15 protein-coding genes are annotated in these 16,615 nt (G+C 72.7%); 11 read left to right on the forward strand and 4 right to left on the reverse strand.

What is annotated here, in order from left to right:
• The first annotated feature begins 177 nt into the window (after nucleotides 1-177).
• The 3 genes from pheS to ACIGJO_RS22145 all read left to right on the forward strand — a co-directional run bounded on the left by pheS (nucleotide 178) and on the right by ACIGJO_RS22145 (nucleotide 5,593).
• Nucleotides 178-1,317 carry a phenylalanine--tRNA ligase subunit alpha gene (gene pheS / locus ACIGJO_RS22135; RefSeq protein WP_399960571.1) on the forward strand — a complete coding sequence of 380 codons (1,140 nt, stop codon included), beginning with the start codon at nucleotides 178-180 and terminating at the stop codon, nucleotides 1,315-1,317.
• Nucleotides 1,317-3,830: a phenylalanine--tRNA ligase subunit beta gene (gene pheT / locus ACIGJO_RS22140; protein ID WP_399960574.1), complete on the forward strand. Its 2,514-nt coding sequence runs from the start codon at nucleotides 1,317-1,319 to the stop codon at nucleotides 3,828-3,830. Before pheS ends, pheT begins: the two co-directional genes overlap by 1 nt.
• 422 nt (nucleotides 3,831-4,252) lie before the next feature.
• Nucleotides 4,253-5,593, forward strand: coding sequence for a transcriptional regulator (locus ACIGJO_RS22145; RefSeq protein ID WP_399960576.1), 1,341 nt, complete (start codon nucleotides 4,253-4,255; stop codon nucleotides 5,591-5,593).
• A gap of 83 nt (nucleotides 5,594-5,676) precedes the next feature.
• Here the strand turns inward: ACIGJO_RS22145 and ACIGJO_RS22150 are convergent, their stop codons facing one another.
• Nucleotides 5,677-6,537, reverse strand: coding sequence for a 3-hydroxybutyryl-CoA dehydrogenase (locus ACIGJO_RS22150; RefSeq protein WP_399960578.1), 861 nt, complete (start codon nucleotides 6,535-6,537; stop codon nucleotides 5,677-5,679).
• 228 nt (nucleotides 6,538-6,765) lie between these two features.
• Here ACIGJO_RS22150 and ACIGJO_RS22155 point away from each other — a divergent pair, with 228 nt between their 5' ends.
• Entirely contained in the window at nucleotides 6,766-8,055 is a 1,290-nt protein-coding gene (locus ACIGJO_RS22155) for a glycoside hydrolase family 10 protein (RefSeq protein ID WP_399960826.1), read from the forward strand.
• Between the two features lie 58 nt (nucleotides 8,056-8,113).
• Here the strand turns inward: ACIGJO_RS22155 and ACIGJO_RS22160 are convergent, their stop codons facing one another.
• Nucleotides 8,114-8,323, reverse strand: a complete 210-nt coding sequence (locus ACIGJO_RS22160; RefSeq protein WP_399960580.1) for a DUF1918 domain-containing protein — start codon at nucleotides 8,321-8,323, stop codon at nucleotides 8,114-8,116.
• Nucleotides 8,324-8,365: 42 nt separating this feature from the next.
• Nucleotides 8,366-9,364, reverse strand: a complete 999-nt coding sequence (locus ACIGJO_RS22165) for a DMT family transporter (protein WP_399960582.1) — start codon at nucleotides 9,362-9,364, stop codon at nucleotides 8,366-8,368.
• On the opposite strand from ACIGJO_RS22165, the gene ACIGJO_RS22170 reads away from it, so the two are divergent.
• The 5 genes from ACIGJO_RS22170 to ACIGJO_RS22190 all read left to right on the forward strand — a co-directional run bounded on the left by ACIGJO_RS22170 (nucleotide 9,363) and on the right by ACIGJO_RS22190 (nucleotide 13,353).
• Nucleotides 9,363-10,838: a PLP-dependent aminotransferase family protein gene (locus tag ACIGJO_RS22170; RefSeq protein ID WP_399960584.1), complete on the forward strand. Its 1,476-nt coding sequence runs from the start codon at nucleotides 9,363-9,365 to the stop codon at nucleotides 10,836-10,838. The two genes, ACIGJO_RS22165 and ACIGJO_RS22170, sit on opposite strands and share 2 nt — an antisense overlap.
• Nucleotides 10,835-11,266, forward strand: a complete 432-nt coding sequence (locus ACIGJO_RS22175; RefSeq protein ID WP_399960586.1) for a GNAT family N-acetyltransferase — start codon at nucleotides 10,835-10,837, stop codon at nucleotides 11,264-11,266. Before ACIGJO_RS22170 ends, ACIGJO_RS22175 begins: the two co-directional genes overlap by 4 nt.
• A 59-nt stretch (nucleotides 11,267-11,325) precedes the next feature.
• Nucleotides 11,326-11,901: a histidine phosphatase family protein gene (locus ACIGJO_RS22180; RefSeq protein ID WP_399960588.1), complete on the forward strand. Its 576-nt coding sequence runs from the start codon at nucleotides 11,326-11,328 to the stop codon at nucleotides 11,899-11,901.
• 236 nt (nucleotides 11,902-12,137) lie between these two features.
• Complete coding sequence (locus ACIGJO_RS22185) at nucleotides 12,138-12,635, forward strand: peptidylprolyl isomerase (RefSeq protein WP_399960590.1); 498 nt, start codon at nucleotides 12,138-12,140, stop codon at nucleotides 12,633-12,635.
• Nucleotides 12,636-12,837: 202 nt separating this feature from the next.
• Entirely contained in the window at nucleotides 12,838-13,353 is a 516-nt protein-coding gene (locus tag ACIGJO_RS22190; protein ID WP_399960592.1) for a DUF6630 family protein, read from the forward strand.
• Between the two features lie 59 nt (nucleotides 13,354-13,412).
• On the opposite strand, the gene ACIGJO_RS22195 is transcribed toward ACIGJO_RS22190, so the two are convergent.
• Entirely contained in the window at nucleotides 13,413-13,538 is a 126-nt protein-coding gene (locus ACIGJO_RS22195; protein WP_399960594.1) for a hypothetical protein, read from the reverse strand.
• A 329-nt stretch (nucleotides 13,539-13,867) separates the two neighbouring features.
• Between ACIGJO_RS22195 and ACIGJO_RS22200 the strand changes: the two genes are divergently transcribed.
• The gene (locus ACIGJO_RS22200) at nucleotides 13,868-14,533 is read left to right on the forward strand and encodes an alpha/beta hydrolase (RefSeq protein WP_399960596.1); all 666 of its coding nucleotides are present in this window, start codon (nucleotides 13,868-13,870) and stop codon (nucleotides 14,531-14,533) included.
• A 402-nt stretch (nucleotides 14,534-14,935) separates the two neighbouring features.
• Entirely contained in the window at nucleotides 14,936-16,477 is a 1,542-nt protein-coding gene (locus ACIGJO_RS22205; protein ID WP_399960598.1) for a hypothetical protein, read from the forward strand.
• Nucleotides 16,478-16,615: the final 138 nt, after the last annotated feature.

Raw genomic sequence — 16,615 nt, forward strand, 5'->3', positions numbered from 1 at the left:
CCGGGTGGCGGCGGGCGACGGGCGGGCCCGAGCGGCCCGCGGGCCCCCTCCGCTTCGCGCGGCCCTTAGACTCGACCTTTGGCACCTTTGTGTCCTCCAGGCGTCGAGCGGAGCCACGGAGGTCCGGGGGTATCCCCCGGTAAGAGCAGTATCAGCCAATCGGAAGCACGGGAAGAGATGTCGGCACCGAACAAGTCGTACGACCCAGTCGAGGTCGAGGCACTGAAACCGGAAGAGATCGAGCGCATGCGGGACGAGGCGTTCGCCGCCTTCGCCGCCGCGGGCGACCTCGACGCGCTCGCCCAGGCGAAGACCGCGCACACCGGAGGTACCTCGCCGCTGTCCCTCGCCAACCGCGAGATCGGCGCCCTGCCGCCGCAGGCCAAGGCCGAGGCGGGCAAGCGCGTGGGCCAGGCCCGCGGCGCCGTCTCCAAGGCCTTGGCCGCCCGCCAGGCGGAGCTGGAGGCCGAGCGCGACGCCCGGGTCCTGGTCGAGGAGGCGGTGGATGTCACCCTGCCCTACGACCGCACCCCGGCCGGCGCCCGCCACCCGCTCACGACCATCATGGAGCGCGTCGCGGACGTCTTCGTGGCCATGGGCTACGAGATCGCGGAGGGCCCCGAGGCCGAGGCGGAGTGGTTCAACTTCGACGCCCTGAACTTCGTGCCCGACCACCCGGCCCGGCAGATGCAGGACACCTTCTTCGTCCAGGGCACCACGCCCGAGGGCGGGCCGACCACGGGTGACGAGTCCGGTGTCGTGCTGCGTACGCACACCTCGCCGGTCCAGGCCCGCTCCCTGCTGGAGCGCAAGCCCCCGGTCTACGTCGTCTGCCCGGGGCGGGTCTACCGCACCGACGAGCTCGACGCCACGCACACCCCGGTCTTCCACCAGATCGAGCTGCTCGCCGTCGACGAGGGCCTCACCATGGCCGACCTCAAGGGGACCCTGGACCACATGGTGCAGGCGCTCTTCGGGCCGGACATGAAGACCCGGCTGCGGCCGAACTTCTTCCCGTTCACCGAGCCGTCCGCCGAGATGGACATGGTCTGCTACGTCTGCCGCGGCGAGTCCGTCGGCAACCCGGACCGCCCCTGCCGCACCTGCGGCAGCGAGGGCTGGATCGAGCTCGGCGGCTGCGGCATGGTCAACCCCAAGGTGCTCATCGCCTGCGGTGTCGACCCCAAGAAGTACAGCGGATTCGCCTTCGGGTTCGGCATCGAACGGATGCTGATGTTCCGCCACAACGTCGAAGACATGCGAGACATGGTCGAGGGTGACGTCCGGTTCACCCGGCCGTTCGGGATGGAGATCTGATGCGCGTCCCGCTTTCCTGGCTGCGGGAGTACGTCGACCTGCCGGCGACGGAGACCGGCCGTGACGTACAGGCCAAGCTCGTCGCCGTGGGCCTCGAGGTCGAGACCGTCGAGCAGATCGGCGCCGGCCTCAAGGGCCCCCTGGTCGTCGGACAGGTCCTGACCATCGAGGAGCTGGAGGGCTTCAAGAAGCCCATCCGCTTCTGCACGGTGAACGTCGGCACCGCCAACGGCACCGGTGAGCCGCAGGAGATCGTCTGCGGAGCCCGCAACTTCTCCGTCGGCGACAAGGTCGTCGTGGTCCTGCCCGGCGCCGTGCTGCCCGGCGACTTCGCCATCGCCGCACGCAAGACGTACGGCAGGACCTCGCACGGCATGATCTGCTCCACCGACGAGCTCGGCATGGGCGACGACGGTACCCACGGCATCATCGTGCTGCCGCCGGAGCACGAGGCCGGGACCGACGCGATCGAGCTGCTCCAGCTCGTCGACGAGGTCCTCGACATCGCCGTCACCCCGGACCGGGGCTACTGCCTGTCCATGCGCGGTGTCGCCCGTGAGGCGGCCATCGCCTACGGGCTGCCGCTGCGCGACCCGGCGCTCCTGGACGTGCCCGCGCCGAACGCGTACGGCTACCCGGTCAAGGTGGCCGACCCGATCGGCTGCGACCGCTTCACCGCGCGCACCGTCACCGGCCTGGACCCCGAGGCGCGTTCCCCGATCTGGATGCAGCGCCGTCTGCAGAAGGCCGGGATGCGTCCGATCTCGCTGGCCGTCGACATCACCAACTACGTGATGCTGGAGCTCGGCCAGCCGCTGCACGCCTACGACCGCACGCGGATCGACGGGCCGATCGGGGTGCGCCGCGCCCAGCAGGGCGAGAAGCTCACCACGCTCGACGGCACCGTACGGGTACTGGACGCCGAGGACCTGGTCATCACCGACAACCGCGGGCCGATCGGCCTCGCCGGTGTCATGGGCGGCGCCAACACCGAGATCGCGGACGCCCGGAACGGCGAGAGCCACACCACCGAGGTGGTCATCGAGGCGGCGCACTTCGACGCGATCTCGATCGCCCGGACCGCGCGTCGCCACAAGCTGTCCTCCGAGGCGTCCAAGCGCTTCGAGCGCGGCGTCGACCCGCAGGCCGCCGCCGCTGCCGCGCAGCGCACCGTCGACCTGCTCGTCCTCGTCGCGGGCGGCACCGCCGAGGCGGGTGTCACCGAGATCAGCGCCCCCTCGGCGCCCCGCACCATCGCGATGCCCGCCGACCACCCGGACCGGGTCGCCGGTGTGGACTACGGCCGCGAGACCGTCGTACGCCGTCTCCAGCAGGTCGGCTGCGACGTCTACGGGCAGGACGAGCTCATCGTCACGGTGCCGTCCTGGCGCCCCGACCTGAACGAGCCGAACGATCTGGCCGAAGAGGTCATCCGGCTGGAGGGTTACGAGAACCTCCCGTCCACCCTGCCGACGCCGCCGTCCGGCCGCGGGCTCACCGACCGCCAGCGGCTGCACCGCCGTATCGGCCGGGTGCTCGCCGGATCGGGCTATGTCGAGGCGCTGAGCTACCCGTTCATCGGCGACGCCGTCCTGGACCAGCTCGGACTGGACCAGGACGACGCCCGCCGTCGTACGGTCAAGCTCGTCAACCCGCTGTCCGACGAGGAACCGGCACTGCGCACCACGCTGCTGCCCGGCCTCCTCGGCGCACTGCGGCGCAACGACGGCCGCGGCAGCCACGACCTCGCGCTCTTCGAGACCGGGCTGGTCTTCCGGCCGACCGGCCGGGAGACCCGCGCCGTACGGCTGCCCGTCGACCGGCGGCCCTCCGCCGAGGAGATCGCCGCACTCGACGCCGCGCTGCCGCGCCAGCCGCGCCGCGCCGCCGTCGTCCTGGCCGGCGCCCGCGAGCAGGCCGGCTGGTGGGGCAAGGGCCGTCCCGCCGACTGGGCGGACTCCGTCGAGGCCGCGCGGGCGATCGCCCGTGAGGCGGGTGTCGAACTCACCGTCCGCGCCGACCAGCACCAGCCGTGGCACCCGGGCCGCTGCGCCGCGCTGTTCGTCACGGTGAACGGCGAGGAGACCCTGTTCGGGCACGCGGGCGAACTGCACCCGCGGGTCATCAAGGAACTCCACCTGCCCGAGCGGACCTGTGCCATGGAGGTCGAGCTCGACGTCCTGGAGCAGGCCGTCGACGGCGCGCTCCAGGCGCCCCGGATCTCCACCTTCCCGGTGGCCACCCAGGACGTCGCGCTGATCGTCGCCGAGGACGTGCCCGCCGCCGAGGTGGAGCGCGCCCTGCGTGAGGGAGCGGGCGAACTCCTCGAATCGCTGCGGCTGTTCGACGTGTTCACCGGTGACCAGATCGGTGCGGACCACAAGTCCCTGGCGTACGCGCTGCGGTTCCGCGCCGCGGACCGCACGCTGACCGTCGAGGAGGCCTCGGCCGCCCGTGACCGCGCGGTCGCCCTGGCGGCCGAGCGCACCGGCGCGGTGCTGCGCGGCGCCTGACGCACAGCACGGCCGCACAGCGGGGAGGGGCGTATCCGGTGCACCGGGTACGCCCCTCCCTCATGTCCCGCCGAGCGGCGCGGGGACCGCACGCGGACCCGGAGACGGAACCGGGAGGAACTCGGTTCCGGCTTCGTTCCGCAGCCACCCTCCTCTTCGTTGGGCAGTGGGTCGTGCGGTCCGGCGCCGTCCGTTCCGGCCACGGAGTGTCGGACAGGCCGGCAGGGCGGACGGCGCGGGTGCGGGTCGTCGTCTGTACGAGGGGGAGCCGACGACCCGGCCGCCTCCTGCGGGACGACCAAGTCAACCGATCCGGGACGGGGAGCGACAGGGCGCACAGCAGGATGGTTCGGGCATTCCGTTCACACCCCGTGTGAACCGTGCTCCACTAGGGTCATTGCGACACGCACCATGGGGGGGCAATGGAGCCCAACATCCTGCTCGAATCCCTGATCGACGAGGCGGGCGTGTCCCGGGCGGGGCTCGCCGGGCACGTCAACCGGGCGGGTCTGGCCCGCGGCCTGAACCTGCGCTACGAACACACGGCGGTGTCCCGCTGGCTCAAGGGACAGCGCCCGCGCGGCCAGGTGCCCGACCTCATCTGCGAGGTCCTCGGCGGCCGGCTGCGGCGCCCGGTCGCGCTCGACGACATCGGCATGGGGCGCTCCGGCCCGGACGCCGCGACGCACGGCACCACACTGTCCTGCTTCGTCGACCGGGCGACGGCACTGTGGCGCGGGGACGAGCAGCACCGCCCGCACCTCGCCACCGCACCCGCGGTCACCGGCACGGCGGCGGTGATGCCGGTCTGGGAGTGGGAGAACCCGCCGGAGGACACGGACGTCTCCCGCCCGGGACCGGTCCGGGTGACCGTGGCCGGCATCGTGATGCTCAGGGCGGCCCGCGGCCACTACGAGCAGATGTACCGCAAGGCCGGTGGCATCGCGACCCGCTCCCGTGTCGTCGGTTTCCTCAACGCCGAGGCGGCACCCCTGCTGCGCGGCGGCTGCGGCGACGCGCTGGGGCGCCGGCTGCACCGGGCGACGGCCGGTCTGGTGGCCGTCGCGGGCATCTGTGCCTACGACTCCGACGCCCATGGCCTGGCCCAGCGCTACTTCCACCAGGCGCTGCGCCTGGCCAAGGCGAGCGGGGACCGGGGGCTGGGCGGCTATGTGATCGCGCTTCTGGTCAACCAGTCGCTGTTCCTGGCCGACTACCGGCGCTCGATCGCCTTCGCGGAGGCGGCGCTGCGGGCCGCCGGAGCCCACATCACCCCGGCGCTGGCCGCCGATCTGTACGCGATGCAGGCGAAGGCCTACGTCCGGCTCGGGGACTCGGCCGGCGCCCGTAAGTGCATCCGGAGCGCCGAGTCCCGGGCGGAGCGCATCCGCCCCGGCGGGGAGCCGGAGGAGACGGGATACGTCCAGCCGGGTCTGGTCGATGTGCAGGTGGCGGAGGCGCTGCTCGGCCTGGGGGACCTGTCGGCCGCCCGGGAGCACGCGGCCTCGGCCGTGCGAGCCCCGGCGCACGACCGGGGGATGGTGCACCGCCTCGCCATGCTGGCCCGGCTGGAACTGCTCCAGGGCGAGGCCGACCGGGCGGCGTGCACCGCCGTGGACATGGCCGAACGGGCCCGGGGCATGGATTCCCGGCGGCTGCGCGACCGGCTGTCCTCGGTACGGGAGCAACTGGCGGCGAGCGGCTGCGCGGATGCCGCGCGGACGGCCGAGATGATCGACGGGGCACTGCGCGTGCCCCTGTGACTCAGCCGCCCGCCCTGCCGCGCGTGCCCTCGGGGCCGGCCGGGGGTGTACCGGCCGGCCCCGAGGGGCAGTGGCGCCGCGGGTCAGGCGTACGGGTAGAAGCCCGAGCCCGTCTTGCGGCCGAGCCGGCCCGCGTCGACCATGCGCTGGAGCAGCGGGGGAGCGGCGTACAGCGGCTCCTTGAACTCGGCGTACATCGAGTCGGCGACCGAGGCCACCGTGTCCAGACCGATCAGGTCGGCGAGCTTGAGCGGACCCATCGGGTGGGCGCAGCCGAGCTCCATGCCGTTGTCGATGTCCTCACGGCTGGCGATGCCCGACTCGAACATCCGGATCGCGGAGAGCAGATACGGAATCAGCAGCGCGTTCACGACAAAACCGGACCGGTCCTGGGCGCGGATCGCGTGCTTGCCGAGCACGTCGTGGACGACGGACTCGGCGCGGGCGATGGTCTCGTCCGAGGTGGTCAGCGCCGGGATCAGCTCGACGAGCCGCTGCACCGGGGCCGGGTTGAAGAAGTGGATGCCGATGACCCGGTCCGGACGCGAGGTCGCGACGGCCAGCTTCACCAGCGGGATGGAGGAGGTGTTGGACGCCAGGATCGCGTCCTGCCGGGTCACCACCTGGTCGAGCACCTGGAAGATCTCGGTCTTGACCTGCTCGTTCTCCACGACGGCCTCGATGACGAGATCGCGGTCGGCGAACTCGCCGAGGTCGGTGGTGAAGCTGAGGCGGCCGAGGGTCTCATCGCGCTCGGCCTCGGTGATCTTGCCGCGCTCGGCGGCCTTCGAGAGGGAGTTGTGCAGCCGGGTGCGGCCGATCTCCAGCGCCTCACCGGTGGTTTCGGCCACCTTCACTTCGAGGCCGCTGCGCGCGCACACCTCCGCGATACCTGCGCCCATCTGGCCACAGCCCACCACCCCGACGCGTGCAATGTCGGCCATAGAGTCCGTCACCTCGTGCCTTTCGCCGTTCTCCGTATCGCAGGGTCCCGTGTGATTCCGGTGCCCGCCTCGACCCCACGACGTTACTCCGCGACGCGGCCCCGTCGGTCCGCGGGTCAACCGGCTGCCAACGGGCATGATGTGCGTCACGCAGTGCTACCGGACGGGCACGAAGAGGTGGAGAGGTGGCGGGTGCAGGAAATGGGGCATCTGAGAAGAAGGACGCTCGTGGCGGGCGCGGCCGCGCTGATCGCCGCGACGGCGGCGGGCGGTGACGCCGCGGCATCCCCGGGTGCGGCGGCCCGCGGCAGGGAACGGGGCGGAAGGCCGCAGGAGGCGCGCGGGCGCCGCAGCGAGGCGGCGCGGAGCGAACTGCGCGGCATGTGGATCGCCACGGTCGCCAATCTGGACTGGCCCTCCGCGCCGGGCCGTACGGCGGCGGAGCAGAAGGCCGAGCTGACCGGGTATCTGGACAGGGCCGTCGCACTCCGGCTCAATACCGTGGTGCTTCAGGTCCGGCCCACCGCCGACGCGCTGTGGCCCTCACCGTACGAGCCGTGGGCCCAGTGCCTCACCGGCGTACAGGGCAAGGACCCGGGCTGGGACCCGCTCGGTACGGCGGTGCGCGAGGCGCACGCCCGCGGTCTGGAGCTGCACGCCTGGTTCAACCCGTATCGCGTGGCGAACCACACGGACCCCTCCAGGCTCACCGCCACCCACCCGGCACGGCTGAACCCGGACTGGGTCCTGCCGTACGGCGGGAAGCTCTACTACAACCCGGGGCTGCCCGAGGTCCGCAGCTTCGTCCAGGACGCCATGCTGGACGCGGTGCGCCGGTACGACATCGACGCGGTCCACTGGGACGACTATTTCTACCCCTACCCGGTGGCCGGTCAGGTCTTCGGCGACGACGCCGCGTACGAGCGCCACGGCGCGGGCTTCCCGGACCGGGCCGCCTGGCGCCGCGACAACACCGACCGGCTGGTGCGGGAGACGGCCCAGCGGATCAAGGCCATCAGGCCGGGTGTCCGGTTCGGGATCAGCCCCTTCGGGGTGTGGCGCAACGCGGCGAGCGACCCGCTCGGCTCGGACACCCGGGCCGGGGTGGAGACGTACGACGATCTGTACGCCGACACCCGTAAGTGGATCAAGGAGGGCTGGATCGACTACATCTGCCCGCAGATCTACTGGAACCTCGGGTTCGCCGCGGCGGACTACGCCAAGCTGGTGCCCTGGTGGAACGAGACCGTACGGGGCACGGGCGTCGATCTCTACGTGGGGGAGGCGCTGTACAAGGCCGGTGACCCGGCCCAGCCCGCGGCCTGGCAGGACCCTGCCGAACTCTCCCGCCACCTGGCCTTCGCCCGTGACTACGACGGCGTCGGCGGGCACATCTTCTTCTCGGGCAGAGCGGTGCTGGCCGACCGCATCGGCGCGCTGGCGCGCGTGGCGGCCGATCACTACCCGAGCACCGTCGGCCGGTCCGGTGGCCATCGCCGTCCGGGCGCCGACGGCTGAGCAGGCGGGGTGCGCCGGGGCCGGGGGCGCGTGCCCCCGGCCCTCGGCCCCCCGGCGCCTAGTACGGCTCCCGGTCCTGATCCGCCGCGGTGTGCTGCACGACGCTGTCGGGCCCGGGGGACACCAGGGACTCGTGTCCGTCCGCGAAGCGCACACGGTACGGGGGAGCACCCCCGTCGCCGAGCACTTCGATGATCTCCGCGACACGGTCGTGCTGCCCCACGGTCCTGCCGTGCGTCAGCAGCCGGTCGCCGGCGTGTGCCTCCATCGGGAGTGACCTCCTCACGGATGGTGATCCATGTCGACAAGTCTATGACCGAACGCCGGGTTCGCCTCCCGTGCGCTGGGTGGCCGCGATACAGACGAGTACGGCCACCGCCGCGACCGGCGCCGCCACCGGCACACTCTCGCCGAGCAGGAAGAAGGACCACACCAGGGTCAGCAGCGGCTGCGCGAGCTGGAGCTGACTGGCCCGGGGCACCCCGATCTCCGCCATGCCCCGGTACCAGACGTACAGACCGAGGAAGGTGGACACCACCGCCACCCACAGCAGGCCGATGACACCGTGCGCGCTCAGGCGCACCGGTTCGAGCGGCAGCGCGACGGCGGCGCCCGCCACCGACAGGGGCAGGCAGAGGACCAGCGCCCAGCCGATGACCTGCCAGCCGGGCATGCTCCCGGCCAGCCTGCCGCCCTCCGTGTACCCGGCCGCGCACACCAGCAGCGCGCCGAACAGATACGCGTCACCCGCCGACAGCGCCCCGCCGCTCTGCTGCACCGTGAAGGCGATCACCACGGCGGCCCCGGCCAGAGCCGCGGCCCAGAACGTGCGCGAGGGGCGCGCCCCGGTACGCAGCGAGGAGAACACCGCCGTGGTCAGCGGCAGCAACCCCACCACCACCGCGGCGTGCGAGGTGGTGGAGGTCCGCAGGGCGAGCGTGGTCAGCAGGGGGAAGCCCACGACCACACCGCCCGCGACGACCGCGAGCGGTCCCCAGTGGCGGCGGTAGGGCAGCGGGACCCGGGCCACCAGCAGCACGGCGCCCGCGATCAGCGCGGCGACCGCACCGCGCAGCGCGACCAGGGACCACGGGCCGAAACTCTCCATGCCCCAGACCGTGGAGGGGAAGGTCAGCGAGAACGCGACGACACCGAGCGCCGCGAGCACGGTGCCGCCGCGGGCCGCGGCAGAGCCCGGGACGGTCGGTGTGCCCGCCGGCGGGGCCGGTGCGGCCTGCGGCGCACTCGCTGTCCCCGAAGGGGTGACCGCTATCGAGTCCTGATCGGTAGCGCTATCCTTTGCTGTCATGCATGAGCGTAGCAGCGTCGCCGAACTGGCAACCGCTCTCCGTGGAGAGCTGAACCGCTACTCACCCGGCGGAAAACTACCGTCCAGCCGCGCCCTCGTCGAACGGTTCCGGGTCAGCCCCGTCACCGTCTCCCGGGCCGTCGCCCAGCTCGTGGCCGAGGGGCTCGTCGTCACCCGGCCCGGCTCCGGGGCCTTCCGGGCACACTCTCCCGCGGGCGTCCCCGCCCCCGGCGACACCTCCTGGCAGGAGGTGTCCCTGAGCGGCGACGGCGGCCCGGCGGCCGTGCCGCGCGCCGTCGACGCCTCCGGCGTCCTGGTCACCCTCGCCGCCCCGCCGCCCGGCGTCATCGAGTTCAACGGCGGCTACCTCCACTCCTCGCTCCAGCCGGAGCGCGCCCTGTCCGCCGCGCTGGCCCGCGCCGGCCGCCGCCCGGGTGCCTGGGGCCGGCCGCCCACCGACGGGCTGCCCGAACTGCGGGCCTGGTTCGCCCGGGAGACAGGCCCCGGGGTCAGTGCCGCCGACGTCCTGATCACCGCGGGCGGCCAGAGCGCCCTGGCCACCGCCCTGCGCGCCCTCGCCCCGCCCGGCGCCCCGGTCCTGGTCGAATCACCCACCTACCCCGGCATGCTCGCCGTCGCCCGCGCCGCCGGACTGCGCCCGGTGCCGGTGCCCGTCGACCCCGACGGCGTCCGGCCCGACCTGCTCGCCGCCGCGTTCCGGGCCACCGGGGCCAGGGTCTTCGTCTGCCAGCCGCTCTTCCAGAACCCCACCGGCGCCGTGCTCGCGGCCGGCCGGCGCAGCGAGGTCGTCGCGATCGCGCGGGCCGCCGGGGCGTTCGTGGTCGAGGACGACTTCGCCCGCCGCCTCGTCCACGAGGACGCGGACCCGCTCCCGGCGCCGCTCGCCGCCGACGACCCGGACGGCGTCGTCGTCCACGTCTGCTCGCTCACCAAGGTCACCTCGCCCAGTCTCCGGGTGGGCGCGCTCGCCGCCCGCGGCCCCGTCCTGGAACGGCTGCGCGCCATCCAGGTCGTCGACAGCTTCTTCGTCCCCCGTCCGCTCCAGGAGGCCGCGCTGGAACTGGTCGGCGCCCCGTCCTGGAGTCACCATCTGCGCTCGGTGGCGGCCGAGCTGAAGAGCCGCCGCACCGCCATGACGGCCGCGCTCCTGACCGAGCTGCCGGAGCTGGTCCTGCCGCACCTTCCGTCGGGCGGCGGCAGCCTCTGGCTGCGGCTCCCGGGGGCGGACACGGCCGCCGACGAGTCCGCCGTCGTCTCCGCGGCCCTGCGCGCCGGAGTCGCCGTCGCCCCGGGCCGCCCGTACTTCTGCGCCGAACCCCCGGCCGGGCACGTCCGGTTGAGCTATGCGGCCGTCTCCGGCCCGGCGGAGATCACGGAGGGCGTCCGCAGGCTGCGCACCGCCTGCGACGGACTCTTCGCCCCTCCCGGGCGGGGCGATAGCCTCCGGCCATGAGCGAAACTCCCGAGCACCGTTACGAGATCTCCTCCGATCCCGGCCGGCTCGACCCGGCCCGCATCCACAACTGGCTCTCCACCGACACCTACTGGGCGCTCGGGCGCGCCCGCGAGCACCAGGACCGGGCCATCGCCGGATCGCTGAACTTCGGCGCGTACGACACCGCGTCGGGCGAACAGGTCGCCTACGCCAGGGTCGTCACCGACCGGGCCACCTTCGCCTGGCTCTGCGATGTGTACGTCGACCGCTCGGCCCGCGGTCACGGCCTGGGCACCCGGGTGGTGGAGGCCGTCCGCGACCACCTGGCCCCCACCGGCGTACGACGGCTGCTGCTGGCCACCGACGACGCCCACGGTGTGTATGAGAAGGTCGGTTTCACCGGACTGGACAACCCGGAGAAGTGGATGTCCCTCCGGCCCGCCTGATCCGGCACCCCGGGCCCGACCCCTTGACCGGCGTGGCGTTCGGCCCCACGATCACCGCCATGAGTGTTCGAGTCTGCCTGGTCGCCGCGGCGCGCAGCTCCTCCCTGCCGGCCGAGCGCTTCGACGACGACCGGCCGCTCGACCACGCCGGCTGGCACGAGATCCAGCTGGTCGCGCACACCCTGGTGCCGCTCCGCGGGGCCGAACTGCGCTACTGCTCGCCCACCCCGCGCAGCCGCGCGACCGGCGACGCGCTCGGCTTCGCGCCGATGGCGCAGCCCGCCCTCCGCGACTGCGACATGGGCCGCTGGCGGGGCCTGACCCTGGCCGAGGTCACCGCCCGTGAACCGGCCGCCGTCGACGCCTGGCTCGCCGACCCGCGCTCCGCCCCGCACGGCGGTGAATCGCTGCACGCCTTCATCTCGCGGATAGGGGGCTGGCTGGACACCCGCCCCGCCTGCGACGGTCCCATCGTCGCGGTCGCCGAACCGGCGGTGATCCGTGCCGCCCTCGTCTACGCGCTGAACGCCCCGCCACCGGCGTACTGGAACGTGGATGTCCGCCCGCTCTCCACCCTCACGCTGACCGGCCTCCCGGGCCGCTGGAGCGTGAACCTCGAAGCCGGCGCCGGCTGACCGGCCGCCCGGGTGCCCTTCCTCCGGTCCGGCCGGTCGCAGGACAGGCACCGCGCTCGGCCATGTCAGGAACCGGATGGGTACGGACATCGCGCACGACCCCAGCAGGACAGCGCTGGTCGAGGCGGTGCGGGCGGCGTTCGGCGGCCGGGCGGGCGGCCCCGGACCCCGGCTCGGTGATTCACCGGCCGTCCCCGGGTTTCACCTGTGGTTGCCAGGAGTGTGAGGATGGCCCCATGACAACCAAGGTCTTCTTCGACATCACCATCAATGACGAGCCCGCGGGGCGGATCAACTTCAACCTGTTCGACGACGTCGTGCCCCGGACGGCGGAGAACTTCCGTGCCCTGGCGACCGGCGAGAAGGGCTTCGGCTACAAGGGCTCCTCCTTCCACCGGGTCATCCCGGACTTCATGCTCCAGGGCGGCGACTTCACCCGGGGCAATGGCACGGGCGGCAAGAGCATCTACGGTGACAAGTTCGCCGACGAGAACTTCAAGCTCACCCACGACCGTCCCGGTCTGCTGTCGATGGCCAACGCCGGACCGAACTCCAACGGTTCGCAGTTCTTCATCACGACCGTGGTGACCTCCTGGCTGGACGGCAAGCACGTCGTCTTCGGCGAGGTCGAGGGCGAGGACAGCATGGCGCTGGTCCGCAAGATCGAGAGCCTGGGCACGCCGAACGGCAGCACCCGTGCCAAGGTCACCATCGCCGACTGCGGCGTTCTCTGACCTTTCCAGGACCCGTACGGGCCCGCGGCTGAGCCGGCCGGCCGACGTAGACCGTCGGCCGGCGCCCCGCCCCGGGCGGCCGGGCCGGGCTGTGCCCGGCCCGTTGTCGTACCCGTGTGCGAGGGTGCCTCCTGGGCGCCGAACGGGGTGTCCGCACCCCTGTCCGGGCCGCAGCCGCCCGGCTGCCCAAGGAGTCCGCACCATGTCCGGCACCGACGTCGTCCGTACGTCCCTCGAAGCCATCGCCGCCCTGCTGGCGCCCGCCCGTCCGGCAGTCGCCGAGCGGGCGCTCCACGCCCATGACGACCCCGCCGGCTATCTCCGCGACCACGCGGACGGGCTTGAGGACCGGGGCATCGACGAGCCCGTCGCGAACCTCGCCTGGATAGCACTCATCGACGCGCTCACCGAGAACGGGCTGCTCGCGGAGTTCGACTGGAAAGAGGACCCCGGCGAGATCCGCTCCCAGCTCGGCCGGCTGGAGTCCCGCCCGTCCGTCGACCCCTGGGTGCTGTTCGACGCCGACGAGATGTTGCTGCCGACCTTCGAGTTCCTGGAGGCGTGCGGCCGTCACTACCGGGAGGCCGGGGCCGCGACGGCCGTCCTCGACATCGAGTCCGACTGCTATCCCGTGTTGATCGTGCGCGCCGCGCGCGCCGAGGAGCTGACCTCACTGGCCAGGAGCGCGGGATTCACCGTCCTGAGCCCCGGCGCGTGAGGACCGGCGCGCTCCGTCCCTGACCCCGTCGGTCCGCCGCGGCCCGCGGGACCTCGCCCTCAGGGCTGGGGCGAGGCGGCCGTCCGGCCGGTCATCGTGGCATTGACGGTCTCGTACGGGAGCCCGTCGGCGAATGCCGTGCTCGTACCGCTGGTGAGGAGTTCACGCGCGCTGCGGGAGACCACGGCGTAGGCGGCCTCGGCGATCGCGGATCCCGCGCTGACCCGGGCGACCCCGAGCTCGGCCAGCGCGGGGACGGGGAGCGCACCGGGCCCGCACCCCGGATACGCAGGGGCTTCCCCGTCCGCTGCGAGCGCGCCGCCGCGAACCGCCGCCGCGCCGCCGCTGCCGGAGCGGCCCGCGGGCCGGGGCCCCGGTCCGCGTGCGCGGAGGCACGCGTCTCCCGGATGGCAGGGGCGTCGGGCCGGTCCTGGCGTGGGCGGCAGGTGTCACGGAATCCAGTCGGAGAGCTGGTGCGTGAAGATGGCGGACAGACCCACGATCGTCCTGGTCCATGGATCTGGGGCGGGGCAGCCCACTGGGGCATGTGATCACCGAGCTGGACCGGCGTGGCCATCGCTCGCTCCGGGCGGTGGAGATGCCCCTCACCTCGCTGGCCGACGACGCCGAACGCACCCGCAAGATGGTCCGCCAGGTGGAGGGCCCCGTCCTGCTGGTCGGCCACTCGTACGGCGGCGCGGTCATCTCCGAGGCGGGCGGCCTGCCCCAGGTCACGGGGCTCGTCTACATCGCCGCGTTCGCCCCGGACGCGGGCGAGAGCCCCGGTGGGATCACCCAGGAACACCCGCCCGCCGCGGCCGACAACCTCGCCCCGGACTCGGACGGCTATCTGTGGGTCGCCCAGGACAAGTTCCACGAGAGCTTCTGCCAGGACCTGTCCGCCGACGAGGCCCGGGTCATGGCCGTCACCCAGAAGGCCCCGCTCGCCTCCACCTTCGGCGACACCGTCACCGCCCCGGCCTGGCGGACCAAGCCCTCGTGGTACCAGGTCTCCACCGAGGACCACATGATCCACCCCGACAACCAGCGCCGGATGGCCGCGCGGATGAACCCCCGGCAGACCGTCGAGCTCGCCGCCGGCCACGCGTCCCTGGCCTCGCGGCCCGGGGCCGTCGCCGACCTCATCGAGGCCGCGGCCGACGGCCGCGGCACCGGCTGAGCCCTCCCGGACCGGCCGGCCTGATTCGTCCTGCGGCCGCGTGCGCGCTCGTCCTGCGGGGATCACGGTGGGGCCGAGGGTGGCGCGTGGGGGGAGCGCGCGGGTAGCGCGCCGTAGTTCGATCTTTCTGCGCCTATGTCACGCCTGGTCAGATTGGCGGGCGCGCTCTCACACTGTGGGTCGGCCCGCCCGGGCTGTCGTCGGCACACTGCGCCGCCCCCGGGTGAACGGGCGTATGCGGGCTCAACGTACCGGCATGCGTGTGCGGAAGGCCGAAATTTCCGGGTGGTAACAGATATGAGTCATCAGAGTTGGCCGATTTTCGCCGTATGCGCTCATGGCGGGGAGCGAACGGTGAATTTCGGCGAACAATTCCGGGCGCCGCTCGGCGAGGTGGCCGACATGGATTCCCTGATCCGTACGGCCTATGGTTATTTCGCGGCGCTCGGCTCGCATGTTCCGGCGTCGCCGTCCGGGTTCTGCGGCTGCGGTCACGGGCGGAAAAAGGTGTGCGCCCAGTGCGGCGGGCGCTGGCTGGCCGCCGCGTACCGGGCCGCGGAGATTCCCGAGAAGGCCAGCCGCGGAGCCTTTCTGGAAGATCTGCTGAAGGCGGGGAACGAGGACGCTTCCGGGATTACCAAGGCGGCGGTCCTGGGCAGTGTTCTCAAAGTGGTGGGTGATGTGCTGCGGGAATGGCACCGGGAAAACAGTGTCGAATATCCGGGCGGTGGTGAGAGGATTTCGCTGCTCGGCAGGAACCCTTTTCTGCGGCCCGCTCCCGAGTTGTGCGCCGACCATGTCGGCGAATGCGCGATCCTGGTGCTGACCAGCGGATTCCCGCTCGCCCGCGGCCGGTCGGACCTGTGGGCGGCATCTCGGCTGGGTCTCGGCTGGGCATGTGACTATCAGGGCGGAGACCATTACGGGTACGCGGACTGGCTGAAGGTGCAGCGGGAGACGACGCTGCCGGGCCGGGTGCGCGACGCGGAAGAGGCGCTGTGCCTCGGACTCAGCCAGGGCGTGGACTCCGGCGGGCGGGTGGACGCCCACTGGCTCTGCGATGCCGCGCTTCCCGCGGGAGTGGACCCGCTGCCGATCCTGCTGGGCTCCGAACTCGTCAATTTCGGAATCCTCGGCGATGTCGAGTCCGACTGCGACGAGTTCGCGCGGAGTGTGGTCGCCCGGCTCGGAGTGATGATCATCTGCAGCAGTGTCGACATCGTGGACGAGGCCATGTGCGGGGAGCGCAATCTCCTCGACACCCTCTGCGGGTCCGGAGCCCGGGGCGCGGTCGGCTGGGCGGTGGAGCGGATCCGGGACGACACCTGGTCCCCGGCGGAGACGGACGCCTGGGCCCTGTGGAGCCACTACGTCTGGCTGGGCCAGCGCCACCGGTTCGTGTTCCGGGGAATGCCGGAGCGTACGCAGGCCGCACTGGCGACGAGCTGGAAGGACTCCGACACCCTGCCCGCGCTGCTGCGCACCCAGCGCGAATACCTCTCCATCGTGGTGCCCGACCCGGAACTGCTGGTGGCCTGCGACTGCTGCGACCACGTCGCCCTGGCCCGCGAGATGACGGCCTGGCTGATGGCGGCGAACGGCTCGGTCGATGTGCGGGACAAGGGGCAGCTCGCCTTCCTCAAACTCGTGGACGCGTGCGGGATCAACGAGTGCGACACCTGGCATCGCAGCATCCTCGATCTGTGCCCGTCGCTGCGGGAGCGGCACCGGGTCCTCCTGCGGTCCCTGGTGCGCGACGTCCGGAAGTTCACGGCGGGGCTGGACCACTACGTGGCGTACCTCAAGGGTGCGGACTGCCGTTTCCTGCCCGTCCGGCCGCAGTGGATCGCGCACGAGGCGTCGGCGGACCTGTGCGCGAAGCACCACGGGTATCTGATGCGGGCCGCGCGGAGCGAGCGCCTGGAGCCGGCCGTGTGCCGATGACCCGCGGAGTACCGGCCGCACGCCGCCCGGCCGCGTCCGGGCCCGACAGGCCGTCGGGAACGCCGGGGCGGGCCGCCTGGAACACTGAAGGGCCCGGACGCGATGTCCGGGCCCGGCGCTCGCCGCCCCGTGCCGTCA

This window comes from Streptomyces sp. NPDC079020 (genome assembly GCF_044542225.1).
Taxonomy (GTDB): domain Bacteria; phylum Actinomycetota; class Actinomycetes; order Streptomycetales; family Streptomycetaceae; genus Streptomyces.